This window comes from Streptomyces sp. 840.1 (assembly GCF_003751445.1).
Lineage (GTDB): Bacteria > Actinomycetota > Actinomycetes > Streptomycetales > Streptomycetaceae > Streptomyces.
The window spans coordinates 192,848-208,969 of the sequence record NZ_RJUU01000003.1; the positions used below are offsets into that span (position 1 = coordinate 192,848).

A 16,122-nucleotide genomic window follows, 5' to 3' on the forward strand; every position below is an offset into this window, starting at 1 on the left:
ATGATCGTATGGCTCAACGGAACCCACGGCGCGGGCAAGACGACGACCAGTGCACTCGTACAGCAGTTGATCCCGGATTCTCGGGTGTTCGACGCCGAGAAGGTCGGCGAGACGCTCATGGACATCACGCCGGGACTCCCCGAGACGGACAACTTCCAGCACTGGCCGCCGTGGCGGCCGCTCGTGGTCGAGACCGCCCGCCGAGTGCTCGACTACGCCGGCGGCACCCTGGTGATGCCCATGACCGTCCTGGTCGAGCCGTACTGGCGCGAGATCAGCACCGGTCTCGCCGACCATGGCATTCCGGTGCGGCACTTCGTCCTCCATGCCGATCAGGAGACCCTTCGCGGTCGCATCGAGGGCGACACGCTGCTCGGCCCCTCTCCCTTCCGCCTCAAGTACCTGGAGCCCTATGCCGAGGCGGCCCGCGCATGGCTCCACAGCGAGGCCGAGGTCGTCGACACCACGCGGCTCACGCCCGCCCAGGCCGCCCAGCGGATCGCGCGGGCCGTCAACGGCTGAGTCGGAAGCGGACCATAGCAGGGTGGGCTCGGCGGATCTCTCTGTCGACGCCAGTGGGCCGGCCGCCCCTGCTGTGCCACATCGCCCGCTCCGGGCCACCGGGCATCGGCCCCATTCGTCGGTCTCGGCCGACGGAGCTCCCCGCTGGCTGGCTTCCGACTTCCGGCCGGGACCCTCGCGGACGGGACGCCGCTTTCCATCGAGGCCGAGCGCACGGCTACTGATGAACATGTGACGCCACCAGGCGCCATCGTCGCACCACACTCATACATACCGCCCCTGAACTGCACAGATGCGTGCCGAGGCGATAGCCGGCACCCCACGCCGCATCACGCGTGACGTCCACCCGCTTGCCAATGGCGCCACATTGGCGCCATAGTGGAGCCATGGACCTCACGCCGTATGTCGAAACACTCCACAGGGAACTGGCGGTGGCCGCCGAAGCCGGGGGTGACGAAGCCCGCGAACTCGCCGAGCGGCTGACGGCGCCGCTGGAATCGGCCACGCGTCTGACCCTGCTCAACGTGCTGTCCGCTGCCATGGACGAGATCACCCGGGAACTCGCCCCCGGCTCGGTCGACGTACGGCTTCGCGGCCTCGACCCCGACTTCGTGGTGGTGCTGCCGCAGCGCGCCGAGCCGACCGAGCCGCTCGATGCACCGACTCCCACCCCCGCCGCGGCCCCGGCCCCGGCCCCGGCCCCGGCCCCGGCCCCGGCCAGAGCGGACATGGACGAGGGCGGCACCGCCCGCGTCAATCTGCGCCTGCCCGCCCACCTCAAGACCCGGGCCGAGGAAGCGGCGGTCAGCGAGGGCCTGTCGGTGAACGCGTGGCTCGTACGAGTCGTGTCGGGCGCGGTCGACACGGCCGGAGCCGGCACTCCGCGCACCCAGGGGAAGACCAGGTCCGTCAGCCAGAGCTTCACGGGCTGGGTGCGCTGAGCCTGTCTGCAAACTGCCGTCTGCCGGGAGGCGACGGCAGTTTGAAGACAGGCCCCAGCCGCCCCGGAGACGGCCGCACCGACACCACGCCCCGCCGGCGGGGATGCCACGAACACCCAAGACGAGCCAAGAGGACGGGACAGCCATGCCTTCTTTCGACACGCCCGAACCGATCTCGGTCGACGCCCATGTGTACGCCGGTTCCATCCAGTTCGCCGCGGCCGACCGCCTCGACACGGTCGTCGAGGTTCGGCCACGCGACCCGCAGAAGGACCAGGACATGAGGGCGGCCGACCAGGCCGAGGTGACGTACACGAGTGGGGTCCTGGTCATCAGGACCCCGAAGCCGCGTTACCTCGTCGGGCGCACCGGCGCCGTCGATGTCACGGTCGAGTTGCCCACCGGCTCGGGCGTCGAGCTCACCGGTGCCTGGCTCCAGGTGCTCGGCGAGGGACGGCTCGGCGAGGTCCGCGTGAAGACCTCGTCCGGTGACGTCCGCCTGGACACGACCGGCCCGCTCCGGCTGACCGCTTCGCACGGCTCGATCACCGTCGACCGGATCGAGGGCACGGCCGAGATCACCACCAGCTCCGGCAGCCTGCGCGTCGGCCTCATCGACGGGCCCGGCGTCCTGAAGAACTCGCACGGCACCACGACCGTCGGCGCCGCGACCGGCGACCTGCGGGTGAAGGCCGCCCATGGCGACGTCGACATCGCCCGCGCCGAGGCCTCCGTCGCCGCCACCACCGCCCATGGCACCCTGCGTGTCGCTGATGTCGCCCGGGGCACCGTGCATCTGGAGACCTCCTACGGCGCCATCGAGGTCGGCATCCGTGAGGGCACGGCCGCCTGGCTCGACGCCAGTTCCGGATCCGGGCAGGTGCGTAACACGCTCACCTCGTCCGAGACGCCGGGGAAGGCCGAGGACACCGTCGAGGTTCGCGCCCGGACCCGCAACGGCAACATCGACGTGCTCCGCGCCAAGGCCTGAGCGTCAGGCCCGCAGGCCTTCCACCCACTCCCCCTCCCCCGCTTCTCCACCCTTTCGACTCGCCGGTCACCTCACTCCTCCAAGGGAGAGCTCCATGCCTTCATCTGTCATGCCCACATCCAAACGCCGTCTCGGCGAGGACCGGCCCCCCGCCATTGAGGCGCGTGGGTTGTGCAAGTCGTACGGGGACAAGGTGGTCCTGGACGGGATCGATCTGGTGGTTCCGGCGGGTACGGTCTTCGCGTTGCTGGGCCCGAACGGTGCGGGCAAGACCACCGCGGTGAAGATCCTCTCCACGCTGGTCTCGGCGGGTCCGGGCTCGGGGGAGATCCGGGTCGCCGGGCACGACCTGGCCACCGACCGGCAGGCCGTACGCGCCGCGATCGGGGTCACCGGTCAGTTCTCCGCGGTCGACGGCCTGATCACCGGCGAGGAGAACATGCTCCTGATGGCCGACCTCCACCACCTCTCCCGCGCCGAGGGCCGGCGCACCGCCGCCGAGCTCCTTCAACGCTTCGATCTCACGGATGCGGCGAAGAAGCCCGCCTCGACCTACTCAGGCGGCATGAAGCGCCGTCTCGACATCGCGATGACCCTGGTCGGGAACCCGCGGATCATCTTCCTCGACGAGCCCACCACCGGCCTGGACCCCCGCAGCCGCCACAACATGTGGCAGATCATCCGCGAGCTCCTGGCCGACGGCGTCACCGTCTTCCTCACCACCCAGTACCTCGAGGAGGCCGACGAACTCGCCGACCGCATCGCGGTACTGAACAACGGCACGATCGCCGCCCTGGGCACCGCCAAGGAACTCAAGCGCCTCATCCCCGGCGGCCACGTACGCCTGCGCTTCACCGACCCCACCGCCTACCGCCACGCCACCACCGCCCTGCCCGACACCACCCACGACGACGAGGCACTCTCCCTGCAGATCCCCAGCGACGGCAGCCAGCAGGAACTGCGCACCATCCTGGACCGCCTGGACGCCGCCGATATCCACGCCGACGAACTGACCGTCCACACCCCCGACCTCGACGACGTGTTCTTCGCCCTCACCACCACCCCCAACACCCCAACACCCCCAACACCCCCAACACCCCGGACATCCCCGGCCAGCCGAAGGAGACCGCACGATGAGCACCCTGCCCCTCGCCGCACGCGACTGCACCACCATGCTCCGCCGCAACCTCCTGCACGCCCGCCGCTACCCCTCCCTCACCCTCAACCTCCTGCTCACCCCCGTCATGCTCCTGCTCCTCTTCGTCTACATCTTCGGCGGCGTCATGAGCGCCGGCATCGGCGGCGGGGGCGGCGACCGCTCCCAGTACATCGCCTACATCGTCCCCGGCATCCTCCTCATGACCGTCGGCAGCACCGTCGTGGGAACCGCCGTGTCCGTCTCCACCGACATGACCGAGGGAATCATCGCCCGCTTCCGGACCATGGCCATCCACCGCGGCTCCGTCCTGGTCGGACACGTCGTCGGGAGCGTCCTGCAAGCGGTCATGAGCGTCATCCTGGTCGGCGCCGTCGGCGTCGCCATCGGCTTCCGCTCCACCGACGCCACCCCCCTGGAATGGCTCGCCGCCCTCGGCCTCCTCGTCCTCTTCGCCACCGCACTCACCTGGATCGCCGTCGGCATGGGCCTCATCAGCCCCAACGCCGAAGCAGCCGGCAACAACGCCATGCCCATGATCCTGCTCCCCCTGCTCTCCAGCGCCTTCATCCCCCTGGACACCATGCCCGCCTGGTTCCGCCCCATCGCCGAGTACCAGCCCTTCACCCCCGCCATCGAAACCCTGCGCGGACTCCTCCTCGGCACCGAAATCGGCAACAACGGCTGGCTCACCATCGCCTGGTCCCTCGCCCTCATCGCACTCGGCTACCGCTGGTCGACCACCACCTTCAACCGCGACCCGAAGTAACCCCGGCCCAAAGCGACCGGCGACCGGCGACCGAGAGCGGCAAGCAGCAGGGCGCATAATAATTTTGCAGGCCCTGCATTTTTGCCTACTATGCAAGATGTGCCGACCAAGAACCCCTCCGCATCCGGGCCGCCGGAGCGCAGGAAGCCGTCCTCGCCAGGGCTTCGGGAGCGCAAGAAGCGTGCGACCCGCAACGCCCTCGCGGAAGCCGCCGTCCGCCTGGCAGCCGTGCACGGCGTGGAGAACGTCACGGTCGAGGCCATCAGTGAGGCCGCCGGAGTCTCGCCCCGGACGTTCTTCAACTACTTCCCCAGCCACGACGACGCCTTCGTGCTGATAGACGAGGAAGTGGGCGAGCGGGTACGGGAGTCCGTGCGCCTCGCCCCGGCCGACCGTCCGCCACTCGACGTGATCCGCGACGCCCTCACCGACGAACTCGACGGGTTCGAACAGCGCAAGGAGTTCTGGGCGCTGCAGGCCAAGGTCTTCCAGCGCTCCCCCCACCTCATCCAACGCGGCCTCCAGGCCCAGGTGGCGGACCAACGGGCCCTCGCCGCCGCGATCGCCGACTGGCTCGCCGCCGGGGCGCCCGCCACGGACGTGACTTCGGGGGACACAGGGGCGCCGTCCCGCACCGCGGGCGACAGCCTCTTCCCCCAACTGCTCGCCGCTATCGCCCAGACCGCTGTCCGGGTCGCCATCGAGCACTGGTGCGACCACCCCGGAGAAGTGCAGCTCGCGGCCACCTTCCAGGAGGTGTTCGCCCAGCTCGCCCAAGGCCTGCCACGGCCGCCCGGGTAGCCCCGGTTCTGCGGCCCCACCGCTTCCTGCGGGCCCGGCCGCCCCCGTGCCGCCCGCCTCCTCACCGCCGACCTCTGTTCTGCCCCAGCACCGAAGAAGGACTCCGTGACCACAATCGAGGCGCCCGAAGAGGCGCCTTCCTCCATGTCCAACCGGCAGATACTCCAGGCGATGTCCGGCCTGATGGCCGGCATGTTCGTCGCCATCCTCGCCGGTACCGTCGTCGCCAACGCGCTGCCGCGCATCATCGCCGACCTCGGCGCCAGCCAGTCCGCGTACACCTGGGTCGTGACGTCCGAACTCCTCGCGATGACGGCGACCGTGCCGCTCTGGGGCAAGCTCGCGGACCTGTTCAACCAGAAGCTGCTGCTCCAGCTCTCGCTCGGCCTGTTCGTCGTCGGGTCCCTGGTGGCGGGCTTCTCGCAGGACGTCAACACACTGATCGTCAGCCGGGTCATCCAGGGCATCGGCGCCGGTGGCCTCACCGCGCTCGCCCAGATCGTGATGGCCGCGATCATCCCGCCGCGCAGGCTCGGCAAGTACGCGGGGATCTTCGGCGCGGTCTTCGCCGTCGGCACGGTCGCCGGTCCGCTCATCGGGGGCGTCCTCGTGGACACCTCGTGGCTCGGCTGGCGTTGGTGCTTCTTCGTCGGTGTGCCGTTCGCACTGGCCGGAATCCTGCTGCTCCAGCGCACCCTGAAGCTGCCGACCGTACGCCGGCAGGTCAGGATCGACTGGCTGGGCGCCTTCCTGATCGTCGCGGGTGTCTGCGCGCTGCTGATCTGGACCTCACTCGCCGGCAACAACTTCGACTGGGCCTCCTGGCAGACCGCCGCCCTCGTGCTGACCGGCGTGGTCCTGCTGACCGCCGCGGTCTTCGTCGAGTCGCGGGCGGCCGAGCCGATCATCCCGCTGGACATCTTCCGCAACCGCACGGTCACGCTGACCACCCTGGGCAGCTTCTTCGTCGGCATCGCGATGTTCGCGGGAACCGTCTTCCTCTCGCAGTACTTCCAGATCTCCCTGGGCAAGTCGCCGACCGTCGCGGGCCTCATGAGCCTCCCGCTGATCGGTGGTCTGCTGGTGTCCTCGACCGTCGCCGGGCAGATCATCGCCGCGACCGGCAAGTGGAAGCGGTACCTCGTCGCCGGTGCCGTGATCATGACGGCCGGGCTCGGCATGCTGTCGACCATCGACGCCGACACCCACTTCGGACTGCTCAGCGTCTACATGGCGTTCATGGGCATCGGCGTCGGCATGCTGATGCAGAACCTGGTACTCGCCGCCCAGAACGACGTACCCGCGCACGAACTGGGCGCGGCCACCTCCGTACTGTCCTTCTTCCGCAGCCTCGGCGGCACCATCGGGACCAGCGTGCTCGGCGCGGTGCTCGCCAACCGGGTCGCGAGCGAGATGAGCAAGGGCCTCGCGGAGAACGGCATCCCGGCACCGTCCGGCGGCCACGGCAGCGCCGTGCCCGACATGACCACGCTGCCCGAGCCGATGAAGAACATCGTCGAGCACGCCTACGGAGTCGCCACCGGCGATCTCTTCCTGATCGCCACGCCCTTCGCGTTCCTCGGCCTGCTGGCGGTGCTCTTCGTCAGGGAGAAGCCCCTCAAGACGACCAGCGGCATGGAGCGCCTCGCGGCCGAGGCAGCCCCCGACTCCGAGGTCCCTGCGGAGCGGCCGCTGCTCGACAAGGCTCCCGCCGCCCGGCAGGGGGAGGCCGGGTCGCCCGAAACGACCAGGCACTGAGGACACGCACCGTGTCAGGATGCACGGCATGTCTGACCGTGCACTGAGCTTCGGAGCAATAGCGCAGGCGTACGAGCGGTTCCGGCCGGGATATCCCGTCGAGCTGTTCGACGTGGTGACGGGTTACGCCGGCCGGCCGGTGACCACCGCGCTCGAGATCGGCGCCGGGACGGGCAAGGCGACCCGCCTGCTCGCCCGGCGCGGGGTCTCGGTCACGGCGACCGATCCCGACGCGGCCATGCTCGCCGAACTGCGCAAGCATGTGCCGCCGGGCGTCAGGACGGTATGCGCCGCCTTCGAGGACCTCCGGCCGGGCGAGAGCCACGGACTGGTCTACGCGGCGGCGGCGCTGCACTGGACGAACCCGGCGGGCCGGTGGTCCCGCGTGGCCGGACTGCTGGAGCCGGGTGGCGTCTTCGCCTCCTTCGCCGGGCCGATGGGACTGGTCGACCCGGCCGTGGAGGAGGCTGTCCGCGCGGCACGGGCGCCCTTCCTGGAAAGCGACGATGTCCCCTCCCCGGACGGGACTGCGGCCGGGCACCCCATGCAGTGGCCGGGTACCGAACTCCAGCGGTCCGAGTGGTTCACCGGAGTCCGGCAGTCGGTGATCGAACGGAACCTGACGATGAGCGCGGGCGACTACGTCGGTTATCTCTCGACCGTCTCGGCCTACCTGATGCTGCCGCAGCCGCAGCAGGCGCGGGTTCTCGGTCAGATCCTGCGGGTGCTGCCCGGGACGGTCGAGATCGCCGCGGACATCGTCGTCCATCTCGCCCGTCGGCGGGACGAGCGGTAGCGCCGCAGCCCTCGCGTCCGCGTTCCGCCGCCCCGCGCGCGACAGGCGGCTACTCGCCGGTCCGGACCCCCTCGGCGTTCACCCGCACCCCGTTCACGGTGAGCGTCCCGTCGTGGTGTGCGGTGACCTTCGCGGTCATCGCACCCGCGAGATCCAGCCGCTGCCAGCTCCCCCCGTCGCCCTGCTCGTCCAGCACCGAGCCGGAGGGGATCTGGGTGGCGGCCAGCACGGCACGCCGCTGGGCTCCGGTGAGCTTCGGGTGCGAGGTGCGCAGCAGGTCCTGCGCCCCGTCCGGAACGGCGGGCGGCCGGCCCTCGGCGGCGATGTGCGGGAAGCCGTAGGTCAGCCGCTCCTTGTACACCTTGAGCGCCTCGGCCGTCGGGAGGTACGGCGTCCCCCGGGCCGCGCACCGTGCGAGCGAACCGCCCGCTCCGGCCTCACGGCACTTCTGCCCGAGGACCGAACGCAGCTCCGTCCCGGCCTCTTCCAGGAGTGTGCGGAACTCCGGGTCGGACCAGCGCAGCTGGGCTGTCTTCTCGCCGACGATCCGGCCGCCCATGATGTCGGTCGGGTAGTGGAAGGACAGCAGGATGCGGTTGTTCCCGTACTCGGAGGCGCGCGCCAGGATCTGCGGTGCCAGTTCGGGCAGCAGGGTGGCGAGGACGATGCCCTGCGCGTAGCCGTGACTGGTGTGGCCGCTCGGGAAGGAGCCGTCGCCCGCGAGACCGGCGTAGCCGCCGGGGCTGTCCCACGGCTCGATGAGTCCCTTGTCGTCGGTGAACCCCATCCGGACGAAGGGCCGCTTGTACTGGTAGTTGTTCTTGGCGGTCTGGTACCAGTCGGCCGACGAGGTCGCGGTGTGTTCGACGCGGCCGGACAGCAGCGCCTGGGTCTTGGGGAGTTCACCGTTCTTCAGCGCCTGGCCGTAGAGCCGGCCGAGGGTGGTGCCCAGTCCGTCCGCCATGGTGCGGTAGGGACTGTTCGCGCCGTCCACGAGTGCCTTGTGGACCTGGGGGTCGGCGGGCCCGGAGGGGGCGTTGTTGATGTCGACGACCGTCCGGTCGTCGAGCGCGGCCAGCTCCTCGTACGTCGTCCCCTTCGGCAGGACCTCGTTGGCCCCCATGATCGACGGCTCGTCCCGGGCGGCGTCGAACGAGCGCAGCAGCCAGGTGAAGTAGTCGCCGCCGCCGGGCGCGACGGGCTGGGTGTCGGAGGCGTACGAGGTGCCCAGCTGCTCGTCGCTGAAGGGCAGGGAGCCGGTGGTCTGCGCGAGGTGGCCGGGCCCGAAGTAGACGTCCGAGCTGGTGCTGTTGCACTGGTGGACCTCGACGGCCAGGGTGTTGGTCCCCACGCGCAGGGCCGACGCCGGAACGCCGAAGCGGGCGGTGACCGGGTCGCCCTCGCCGGAGGTCCCGTCCGGGGTCTCGTACTGGAGGTTCTTCGTGATCTTTCCGTCGCCGTGGCCGGCGATGCGCCGGCCGTTGAGATAGACGGTCACGGTGTCGTCGTAGACGACCGTGCCGAGCAGCCCGCCGGTCGCGTCGAGGGAGTCGCGGTCCATCGAGAACGAGGTCCGGAAGAAGTACGCCTCGGTACTGTCGCCGCCGTCCTTGCGGAGCCTCAGCTTGGTCCGGACGGGGAAGCCGGTCCCGAGATCCGTGCCGTCGTTCTTCGCCCCGAAGGGGCCGGAGGCCGTCTTCCAGGGGACGTCCCCCGCGTCGAAGCCGGTCCTCGTCCAGGCCGTGCGGTCCTCGTCCCCGCGCGCCGGGTCGACGCCCGGGGTGTCGAGGTAGCTCCAGGTGGCCGAGGCGTCGACGACGGGCTTGCCGACACGGAGATCGTCGAGCCACCCTGCGGTCACGGAGCCGGACTTGGCGTGCGCGTCGTCGTAGCGCAGCAGGATCTCGCTGACGTGCTTCCCGGCGAGGGCGTCGAGACCGGCCGAGACGGTGTTCCACTTCCCCGGGGTGAGCGTCCCGTTCGCCGTCCGCACCTCGTGGGTACGGGGATGGCGGCCGTCGGGGTCGGTGTAGAGGACGTCGAGCGCGACGTGGGCGGAGTCGGCGTCGTCCGGGCGGACCGCGTAGCTCAGCCGCGACCCGCGCACGAGCGGGACGTCGAGGCCGGAGCGCAGGACCACCGTGGCGGAGGCCGGTCCGGGGGCGAGGACCCGGCCCGCGTACCGCAGCGCGGCCGAACCGTCCGCCGCACCGACGGAGTCGGCGTTCTCGACCCGGGCCCCGAGGGCCGAGGGAGCGGACCCCGCGGAACTGCGCAGGGTCCAGTCGGCCAGCTGGAGCTTCGAACGGTCACCGGCCGAACCCTCGCACCGGTCGGCGCAGTTGTCGGTGATGCGGAGCTGGTAGTGGCGGTACGCGTGCGTGGCGCCGACCGGATAGAAGTTGCTCTGCCCCCGGGCGCCGAAGAGCTGTTCCTTCTCCTGGTCCAGGACGTGCCACGAGGTGTCGTCCGCATCCGTGGCGGCGGATTCGCTGTCGCTGCCGAGGACGGTCCACGCGGCCGGGTCGCGCGGCGGCGCGTCGTTCGCGGAGGTGAGGGAGTAGCCGGTGACGGCCGCCGGGGTGCGCAGGGTGTAGATCGCGTAGACGGGCTCGTCCCCGGTGGGCCGTCCGCTGTCACGGGCGTACCACTTGGTGCCGGAGTCCTGATCCGCGAGGCTGGTCACGCCTTCCCGCGCGCTCGCGTCGTTGGGGTGGCCCGAACGCACGTCGCGCACGGTGGTGGTGACGCGGGTTGTCTCGCCGCGCAGGTTCCGGGTCTGCCCGCGGGCCGGGAATCCTGCGGGCACGGGCGTCCCGGGCTCGTACGAGGTGGCCCAGTACCCGCCCGCCGCCACGGCCGCGTCCGCCGCGCCGGACGGGGCGGCGGACGCGGCCGGGCCCGGCCCCGCCATGAGCGACGCCGCTACGAGCACGGCGACGACGGCACCGCTGCCCGCGTCCCTGCCACGTCTGCTGAACACCCGCACGGCTCGCCTCTTCTCGGTGGACAACGTTGTCACGAGCGAGCCTGAGGGTTCGGTAGGAGACATGTCAACGACCAGGAGGCCGCGGTGTCCTGTTCGCGCCACTCAGGTCGAACGGCGGTCGGCCCGGGTGCCGCGCGTCGCGGGGGTCAGGGAGCGGCGCCTGTCGAATCCGCCCCCGCCGGCAACTGCCCGGTCGCCGTGGTGGCCGTGCCGGCCGCAGTGCCCGTGCCGGGCGTGCCGGCCGCAGTGAGCGCGATACGGGCGGACCAGGTCAGGGCTGCTGTTGCGGTCAGGGCCAGGAGCGGAACGGCGAAGCCGGCTCGCGCGCCGCCCGGACCGTCGACGAGCCGGCCCACCAGCGCGGCGGAGACGGCGATGCCCGCCGCGCACGCGGAGTTCGTCCAGGTGAAGGCCTGGGTGAGGACCGACCGGTCCATCGTCGCCTCGACGAGCGTCGAGGCGACGATGATGCACGGCGCGACTCCGGCGCCGGGCAGCAGGAGGGCGAGTCCGAGCTGCCAGGGGGAACCGGCCAGCATCGGCAGCAGTGACGCGCAGGCGAGAAAGGCCAGGATCAGGGGCAGCCGGTGCTCGGGACGGGTGCGCCCGTGGCGACGCCCGTGGACCAGACCGGCCAGCAGACCGGCCGCGCTCATCAGGCCGTAGAGCAACCCGGCTGCCGGGGCGGCGTGGTGGGCGTCGGCGAAGGCGCTCACCGAGACCTGCATCGAGCCGAAGAAGATGCCCAGAGCGAGGTTGACCGTCAGCAGCGTGACGAAGCTCCGGGTCCACAGACGCTTCGGGCCCCGGACGGCCTCGCGGCCCCGGACGGTCTTGCGGCCCCGGACGGTCTTGCGGCCCGGGGCGGTCCTCGCGGCCGGCGACGGGGCCGTACGGCGCAGCGCCGCGAAAACGAGTCCGGCCCCGACGACGAGCACCCCCGCCAGCACTGTGCCCGCGGCCGGATGCAGCCGGGTCGCCGTCAGTACCGCGAGGGCGGGCCCGAGGAGGAAGGCGAGATCGTTGCTCATCGTTTCGAGGGCGAAGGCCGGGGCGAGTTCGGCTCGGCCGTGCAGCAGGGCCGACCAGCGGGCCGCGGAGAGCGCGCCGATCTGCGGGACGGTCGCCCCGGCGGCGAGACCAGCCGCCATGAGCGGCACCACGGACGCCGCCGTCAGGGCCAGCGCGACCAGGGCGCTGATCGCTGCGGCGTGTGCGCACAGGAGGGGGACGAGGACGCGCGGCTGTCCGAACCGGTCCATGAGACGGGCCGTCTGCGGGCCCACCAGGGTCTCCGCCACGGCGAACGAGCCGGTGACCAGGCCGGCCGCTCCGAAGGACCCGGTCTCGGCATGGACCAGCCAGACGATGCCGAGACCCGCCATGGCAACGCCGACCCGGGCGGGGGCCGCGGCCAGGAAGAAGGCGACCGCACCGGGGGTCCGCAGGGCCGATCTGTAGGAGGAGTCCCCCGCACCGGCCGGGCGGCGGGAGGAGGTGCCCGTCCCGGCAGGTCGCGGATGGCGAAGCCCCCGTCCTGCAAGACGGAGACGTGCGGTGTGACGACGGAACCAGTGCCGCGGTGTCACGGCGAACCTTCCGCTGCACGGTGGGGCGGTCCGGGGAAGCGGCACCCTGGGGAGCCGGCCCCCGCCGCCAGGAGCCGTCCATGGTGACGCGGACGGGACGGAATCACGGTCCGCGTCGGCGTCGGCTCCAGCGCCGGCAGAAATGTCGTGGTGAGATCGGGAACCGAGATCACGGGACGGATCTCGCGGAGCACGACCATAGCCGCGATACGGCGCAAGGTCATAGCCACGATGCGGGGCACGACAACAGCGGCGACGCGGGGCCCCGAGAGACCGTGCGGGAATTCCCCGTTCCCCCGCGCGCGTGGTTGAAGGACGGCGGCCCGTGCGGGTTACACGTACCGGTGGCACCGCCGTGATAGCCCTGGGACCACCCCGTGAGGGCGCGGGTCAGGAGCCCCGGTGACCACGCTTCTGACGGGCAATCACCCGCAGCCCCCGCAGGCCGCCGAGTACAGCAGAGAAGGTTCATGATGCGTACCACCCGGAAGATCGCCGTCGCCATCGCCGCCACCGCGCTGTTGGGCGCCACGGGCGGGGCAACCGCGCAGGCCGCGTCCGTGACGGCCGTCGGAGCCGCACCCTCCGCATGCCGTCCGGCCAACCACCTCGCGAAGATCACCAACGCGCCCGCCAGCGCGGGGCACCGCCACTACCGCGTGACCCTCACCGCCCCACGCGGCTACGACCCGTGCCGCCTCGCCGGTTCGCCCACCGATGTGCGGTTCTCGGACCACGGCGCGCAGAACAGGGTCAGGGCCGGCCACTACGGCGACCAGCGCACGGCCGTGACCTTCGGGCCGGGGCACCCGGTGCACTTCGACATCCAGGTTCCCGACAACGGCTGCGGCGTCGTCGCGGACGAGGCGTCCTTCACGCTGCGGGCTCCGGGCGGGGAGATCCCGGGAACGTCCGTCGCCGAGGGCAAGATCAAGGTGACGACCGGCACCGTCGTCGGTCCGGTCCAGCGCGGCGCCTGACCCCTCCGGGCCACTCGCTCCCACCGTCTCTTCCGGCCCCCGCCTCCCCCGGCGGGGGCCGGCTCCTTGCGGTGGCCGCTCCGGCCCGCCGGGGTCCGCACGCATTCACCACCGAAGTCGCGGCCGGACACCTGCCCCCGGCCGCACAGTTGGCGCTCCACCCGGCCCCGATGCCTGCGGCGACTCGCGCACCACCCGTGACCAGCGAACGCACCCCCACGCCTCCGCTAGCATGTTCGAACTCGCGACGAGCGTCCCCATCGCCCGCCATTCACCGGAAAGTCGGGCTTTCCGGGACGAAGAGTGACGTACTCAACCAACATCTAACAAATCGGCCAAACAATTGATACCTATAGTATCGCGGGTGTTTTCGCGAATAAATAGCAGAACCTCGTTCGCCCAGTGGCGTCGGTCCAGGGCGATACTGTGGGGCACGGCAGCGGTGGTGACCCTCGGATTCCTCATCGCCCTGGAGATCGCCGCTAGGCGTTACGGCCTGCCGGGGCCGATGACCACCCAGGCGCAAGAGGTGATAGTCGCGCCCCAGTCGGGCTTCCTGCTCTACGCCAGTATGGCGTTGATGATGGTGGTGCTCACCTGGCGGGAGCGGTTCATCGCGGTGGGCACCGCGATAGGTATCGACGTCATCATTCTGCTGGTGCGCTGGGCGACCGATACCAGGGTGACCCATGGACATCCCTTCGGAAACGGCGCGTTGTGGGTGATTCTGGGCTGCGGGATCATCGCCGTCACACGCCGCACGGGCCAGGAACGAATCCTGCTGCTGAAGGGCGTTGGCCTCGGCCTCCTGCTGGTGACCGGCCGCAAGACAGGTGACACCTGGCTGCTCATCACCTCCAAGACCCGCCCGGCGGTGCTCGACCAGTACGTCGCGACCGCCGATCACGCGCTGGGCAACCCGTCGTGGCTGGTGGGCAGGATGGTCCAGGCGACCGGCCCGGTCGGGGACCGCTTCCTCGACTCCGTTTACACCCAGCTCGCGGTCGCCGCCGTCGTCGTCGCGCTGTACCAGCTGCGCAACGTGGCGGCCGACCGCCGCTTCCCCGGCCACCACCTGGTGCGCACCTTCCTGGTCATAGGCCTCCTCGGGCCCGGCATATACGTGCTCTTCCCGGTGGTCGGACCGATCTTCGCCTACGGTGCCGACGGCGGACACTGGGCGGTGTCCAATCTGTGGCCGAACACGACGCCGCAGATCATGGCCCCGCACCACATGTCGTTCGACGAGATCACCCCGCGCAACTGCATGCCCAGCCTGCACACCGCATGGGCGACCTGCATCTTCATCCACTCCCGCAAGGGACCCCGGACACTTCAGTACGCGGGCGCCTTCTGGCTGTTGGCCACACTCTGCGCGACCCTGGGCTTCGGCTACCACTACGGCGCGGACATCATCGCCGGTGTGGTGTTCACCCTCACGATCGAGGCGGGTCTGCGCACGTTCGACCGAGGATGGGACCGGGCGGGCGTCAAGCTCGTCGCCTACGGAGTCGGCGTGTTCACCGCGCTCCTGCTCTCCTACCGCTTCCTGTCGATGCAGATGGCCCACCATCCCTGGGTGTTCGGCCCGCTTCTCCTCCTGGCGATGGCCTCGGTGATCCACGGCTACGTACGGACGACCGAGCAGTGGGAACCGAAGACCGCCCCGGTGCGGCAGCCGGAACCACTGCCCGAACCGGTCTGAGTCGGTGAACCGCCGGGTGAGTTCCGCCCCTCGGACGGGGCGGAGCTCACCGGAGGCCACTGCGGATGCGGGGCCGCTCGGTCCCTGCCGGCGCGCTTGGTTAGCCTGCGCCCGTGGAAATCGAACTGAACACCGGCAACTGGCTGGCGGACACCCGGGCGTCCTACGACACCGTGGCCGACAGCTACGCGGACCAGGTGCGGAACCTGCTGGACGACACACCCGAGGAACGCGCCGTGCTGGCGCTGTTCGCCGGTCTGGTCCGCGAGAACGGCGGGGGTCCGGTCGCGGACGTGGGGTGCGGGCCCGGAAGGATCACGGCCCACCTGCACGGACTGGGCGTGGACGCGTTCGGCATCGACCTCTCCCCCGGGATGATCGCGGTGGCCCGGCGTGACCATCCCGGCCTGCGGTTCGAACCCGGGTCCATGACGGAACTCGCTCTCACCGACGCCTCAGTGGCCGGCCTGGTCGCCTGGTACTCGCTCATCCACGTCCCCGACGAGGAGATCGGTTCGGTCCTGGCGCACTTCCATCGCGTACTGCGGCCCGGTGGGCCGCTGCTGCTCAGCTTCCACGTCGGGGACGAGCGGAAGCTGAAGACCGAGGGGTACGGCGGACACCCGATGAACGTCTACGTCCATCGCCGCCTGCCGGACCGGCTGGCCGCCCGGCTCGACGACGCCGGGTTCGACGTCGGGACGCAGCGGACACTCACCTCGGCCGAGAGCAGGCTGGGCGGTCTCCTCCTCGCGCGCCGCCGCCCTGATGCCCGATAGGGAAACCCGCCGGGGAACGGGCCCTCGAACGGGACGGTTCAGGGGTGATCTCCGGGTGGGGGCGGGGAATTTCCGCTGTGGGACAGCCAAGTCGGAAGGATCTGTTGAGTCATCAACTCACCTCCTCTAATGTCTCGTTCATCGATCGGCCGCCCTCGGCCGGGAGTGCGCCACATGGAGCCCAGCTGCCCTGAGGGGCGGCCCCGAGAAGGGAGATCCACCATGGTCAAGCACTACATCAAGTACGCCTTCAGCACTCTCACGGCGGCGATGTTCGCCAGCATGGTCTGACGGATCAGCCCCGGCCTGGACCGGGAGTTCAGCCCGGTCCAGGCGTCAGGAGGCT

12 protein-coding genes and 1 pseudogene are annotated in these 16,122 nt (G+C 70.7%); 11 read left to right on the plus strand and 2 right to left on the minus strand.

Annotation, left to right across the window (positions count from 1 at the left end; all coding sequences use genetic code 11):
- The 8 genes and pseudogenes from EDD93_RS33395 (at position 1) to EDD93_RS33430 (ending at position 7,734) form a co-directional block, all read left to right on the plus strand.
- Positions 1 to 522 carry an AAA family ATPase gene (locus tag EDD93_RS33395; RefSeq protein WP_123529739.1) on the plus strand — a complete coding sequence of 174 codons (522 nt, stop codon included), beginning with the start codon at positions 1 to 3 and terminating at the stop codon, positions 520 to 522.
- Positions 523 to 908: 386 nt separating this feature from the next.
- A complete protein-coding gene (locus EDD93_RS33400) occupies positions 909 to 1,463 on the plus strand; it encodes a hypothetical protein (protein ID WP_123529741.1) in 555 nt (184 codons plus the stop codon).
- 145 nt (positions 1,464 to 1,608) lie between these two features.
- Positions 1,609 to 2,454 carry a DUF4097 family beta strand repeat-containing protein gene (locus EDD93_RS33405; protein WP_123529742.1) on the plus strand — a complete coding sequence of 282 codons (846 nt, stop codon included), beginning with the start codon at positions 1,609 to 1,611 and terminating at the stop codon, positions 2,452 to 2,454.
- Positions 2,455 to 2,548: 94 nt separating this feature from the next.
- Positions 2,549 to 3,547: pseudogene (locus EDD93_RS33410) on the plus strand (ATP-binding cassette domain-containing protein); the annotation flags it as partial.
- Between the two features lie 40 nt (positions 3,548 to 3,587).
- On the plus strand, positions 3,588 to 4,379 hold the full coding sequence (locus tag EDD93_RS33415; RefSeq protein ID WP_123525167.1) for an ABC transporter permease: 792 nt from the start codon (positions 3,588 to 3,590) through the stop codon (positions 4,377 to 4,379).
- A 99-nt stretch (positions 4,380 to 4,478) separates the two neighbouring features.
- Positions 4,479 to 5,180: a TetR family transcriptional regulator gene (locus EDD93_RS33420; RefSeq protein WP_260256066.1), complete on the plus strand. Its 702-nt coding sequence runs from the start codon at positions 4,479 to 4,481 to the stop codon at positions 5,178 to 5,180.
- 144 nt (positions 5,181 to 5,324) lie between these two features.
- Entirely contained in the window at positions 5,325 to 6,938 is a 1,614-nt protein-coding gene (locus EDD93_RS33425; RefSeq protein ID WP_260256143.1) for an MDR family MFS transporter, read from the plus strand.
- A gap of 28 nt (positions 6,939 to 6,966) precedes the next feature.
- Positions 6,967 to 7,734 carry a trans-aconitate 2-methyltransferase gene (locus EDD93_RS33430; protein WP_123529746.1) on the plus strand — a complete coding sequence of 256 codons (768 nt, stop codon included), beginning with the start codon at positions 6,967 to 6,969 and terminating at the stop codon, positions 7,732 to 7,734.
- Between the two features lie 49 nt (positions 7,735 to 7,783).
- Here the strand turns inward: EDD93_RS33430 and EDD93_RS33435 are convergent, their stop codons facing one another.
- Both EDD93_RS33435 and EDD93_RS33440 read right to left on the minus strand, forming a co-directional pair.
- Positions 7,784 to 10,648 (minus strand): phosphatase PAP2 family protein, encoded by a 2,865-nt coding sequence (locus EDD93_RS33435; protein WP_123531554.1) that lies wholly within the window; start codon positions 10,646 to 10,648, stop codon positions 7,784 to 7,786.
- Positions 10,649 to 10,869: 221 nt separating this feature from the next.
- Positions 10,870 to 12,171 carry an MFS transporter gene (locus EDD93_RS33440; RefSeq protein WP_398906588.1) on the minus strand — a complete coding sequence of 434 codons (1,302 nt, stop codon included), beginning with the start codon at positions 12,169 to 12,171 and terminating at the stop codon, positions 10,870 to 10,872.
- A gap of 611 nt (positions 12,172 to 12,782) precedes the next feature.
- On the opposite strand from EDD93_RS33440, the gene EDD93_RS33445 reads away from it, so the two are divergent.
- The 3 genes from EDD93_RS33445 (at position 12,783) to EDD93_RS33455 (ending at position 15,776) form a co-directional block, all read left to right on the plus strand.
- Positions 12,783 to 13,292: a DUF4232 domain-containing protein gene (locus EDD93_RS33445; RefSeq protein WP_123529750.1), complete on the plus strand. Its 510-nt coding sequence runs from the start codon at positions 12,783 to 12,785 to the stop codon at positions 13,290 to 13,292.
- Positions 13,293 to 13,734: 442 nt separating this feature from the next.
- On the plus strand, positions 13,735 to 14,997 hold the full coding sequence (locus tag EDD93_RS33450) for a phosphatase PAP2 family protein (protein WP_123529752.1): 1,263 nt from the start codon (positions 13,735 to 13,737) through the stop codon (positions 14,995 to 14,997).
- 125 nt (positions 14,998 to 15,122) lie between these two features.
- Positions 15,123 to 15,776, plus strand: coding sequence for a class I SAM-dependent methyltransferase (locus EDD93_RS33455; protein WP_123531556.1), 654 nt, complete (start codon positions 15,123 to 15,125; stop codon positions 15,774 to 15,776).
- Positions 15,777 to 16,122 lie beyond the last annotated feature (346 nt).